The 2,758-nt window shown below is 69.0% G+C and carries 1 protein-coding gene; it reads right to left on the bottom strand.

All coding sequences use genetic code 11. The features are described from left to right. Positions 1 to 7 precede the first annotated feature (7 nt). Positions 8 to 2,758, bottom strand: a 2,751-nt coding sequence (locus tag FZ938_RS30310) for a beta strand repeat-containing protein (RefSeq protein ID WP_149201865.1), incomplete at its 5' end; no start/stop codon positions are given.

Here is a 2,758-nt window from a genome sequence, read left to right as displayed (position 1 = left end):
CGCCGGATCAACCGAGGTTGATGTCGGAGAGCGAGAGCACCGTGCTGTTGTAGACGCCGAGCAGGCGAACCTCGGACGAAGCCACCTGGCCGTCGCCGTTGGTGTCGACCACCTGGTACAGAGCGGAGCTGGTGCCGTTGTTGGCCAGAACCAGCGTGCTCGCACCAGCCGACGAGTTCGTCAGCGTACCCAGAGCCGTGCGGAAGTTGGCGAGGCTGGTATCCGTCAGGCTGCCGCTGACCGCCGAGGACAGGCTGACCAGTTCGTTGGCCATGCTCACCCCGTTGGTCGCCGCGGTCGCCGTGGCCAGAGCCGCGTCGCCGTTCTTGTCCGCCGTGGTCCGGGCCGTATCGGTCAGCTGCACCTTGTCGGTGCCCGACTGGAAGTTCGACACCGAGATGAAGCCGGTGTTCGCACCCAGCGACGCGATGTCGCTGAAGGACGAGTACACCACCGTATCCGTGCCGCTGCCCGACGCCAGGCTGATGCTGTCGCCAGTACCACCCTGGAAGCGGATCGACCCGCTGGTCACCGTGATCGCATCGGTGCCCGAGCCGCCGACCAGCGTCTCGATGCCCGAGACCGACATGGTCACGCCGGTGTTGCCGGTGGTGATCACGTCGTTGCCCGTGCCGCCGACCAGGGTCTCGATGCCGCGCAGCAGAACCGTCGAGCCGCCGTCGCCGAGGCTGACCACATCCGTGGCCGCACCGCCGACGATGATCTCGATGCCGCTCTCGGCCCGCATGGTCACGCCGGTGTCACCCAGCAGGACCAGGTCGCTGCCCGCACCACCGATCATGGTGTCGATGCCGCGGGTGATGACGGTGTTACCCGACGCACCCAGGGTCACGACGTCCGAACCGGTGCCGCCGACCAGGAACTCGACGCCCGAGGCCAGCATCGTCACACCCGCCGAGGCGGTGAAGACGATGTCGGTGCTCGCACCGCCGGTCAGGGTGTCGACGCCCGACACGGTGATCGTGTTGGCCGTGTCGCCCAGCGTGATCACGTCGGTGCCGGCCGCGCCGATCAGGGTCTCGACCGCGCGGGTCAGCAGGGTGCTGCCCGACGTGGAGAGGCTGACGACGTCGGTGGAGGCGCCACCGATCAGCAGTTCGATGCCCGAACCCAGCGCCATGGTGACGCCGGTGTCGCCCAGGAACACCCAGTCGGTGCCCGCACCGCCCGACAGCGTGTCGATGCCGCGGGTGATGACGGTGTTGCCCGAGGAGCCCAGGGTGACGATGTCGGTGCCCGTGCCGCCGACCAGGAACTCGATGCCCGAAGCGGTCATCGTCACGCCGGCCGAGCCGGTGAAGACGATGTCGGTGCTCGCACCGCCGGTCAGGGTGTCGATGCCGGTGACGGTGACCGTGTTCACCGTGTCGCCGAGCGTGATCACGTCGGTGCCGGTGTTGCCGATCAGGGTCTCGATCGCACGGGTCAGCAGGGTGGCGCCCGAAGTGCTGATGTTCAGCACGTCGGTGGCCGTGCCGCCGACCAGAACCTCGATGCCGGTGCCGAGCGTCATCGTGTTGCCGGTGTCACCCAGGAACACGACGTCGGTGCCCAGGCCGCCGATCAGCGTCTCGATGCCGCGGATCGTCGTGGTGTTGCCGGCCGAACCCAGGGTCAGGACGTCGGTGCCGGCGTTGCCGATCACGTAGTCCGCGCCCGAGACGGTCAGGGTCGCACCCGCCGAACCGGTGAAGATCACCTCGAGGCCCGTGCCGCCGATCAGCGTCTCGATGCCGAGAGCCAGCAGCGTGCCGCCGGCGGTGCCGATGGTCACGATGTCGGTGCCCGTGCCGCCGACCAGGGTCTCGATGCCCGACACCACCAGCGTGTTGCCGGCCGTGCCCAGGGTGACGATGTCGGAAGCCGAACCGCCGGTCAGCGTCTCGATCCCGCTGACGAGCAGCGAGTTCGCGGTGTTGCCCAGCGTGACGACGTCGGTGCCCGTGCTGCCGGTCAGCGTCTCGATGCCGCGCAGCAGCACCGTGTTGCCGGCCGTGCCCAGCGTGACCACGTCGGTGCCGGTGCCGCCGATCAGGATGTCGATCGCCGAAACCAGGGCCGTCGTGCCGCCCGAACCCAGGAACACCAGTTCCGAACCCGTGCCGCCGGTGATCGTCTCCAGCGCATTGGCCAGGAAGGTCGAGCCGACCGTGCCGATGGTGATGACGTCCGTGCCCGTGCCGCCGGTCACCGTCTCGAGCGCCGAAACCAGCATGGTGGTGCCGGCGGTGCCGATGGTGATGACGTCGGTGCCGGCGCCGCCGGCCAGGGTCTCCAGCGCCGAGACCAGCATGGTGGTGCCGGTGTCGCCGATGGTGACGATGTCGGTGCCGTTCTGACCCGTCAGGGTCTCCAGGCCGCGCAGGATGACCGTGTTACCGGCCGTGCCCAGCGTGACGACATCGGTGGTGGTGCCGCCGACCAGGATCTCGAGACCCGAGGCCAGGACGGTGTTGCCCGAGGAGCCCAGGAACACGAGGTCGGAGCCCGTGCCGCCGGCGATCGTCTCGATGGAGTTGGCGAGCAGCGTGCTGCCAGCCGTACCCAGCGTGATGACGTCGGTGCCCGTGCCGCCGGTGACCGTCTCCAGAGCCGAGACCAGCATGGTGGCGCCGGCCGTGCCCAGGGTGACGACGTCGGTCGAAGCGCCGCCCGCCAGGGTGTCGATCAGGGTGGCGAACAGCGTGTTGCCGGTCGAACCCAGGGTGATGACGTCGGTGCCCGTGCCGCCGGTCAG

Source organism: Azospirillum oryzae (genome assembly GCF_008364795.1).
In the GTDB taxonomy this organism is placed as follows: Bacteria; Pseudomonadota; Alphaproteobacteria; order Azospirillales; family Azospirillaceae; genus Azospirillum; species Azospirillum oryzae.
Note: the sequence above shows the minus strand (reverse complement) of the source record. Positions and strands in the feature narration are given on the sequence as shown.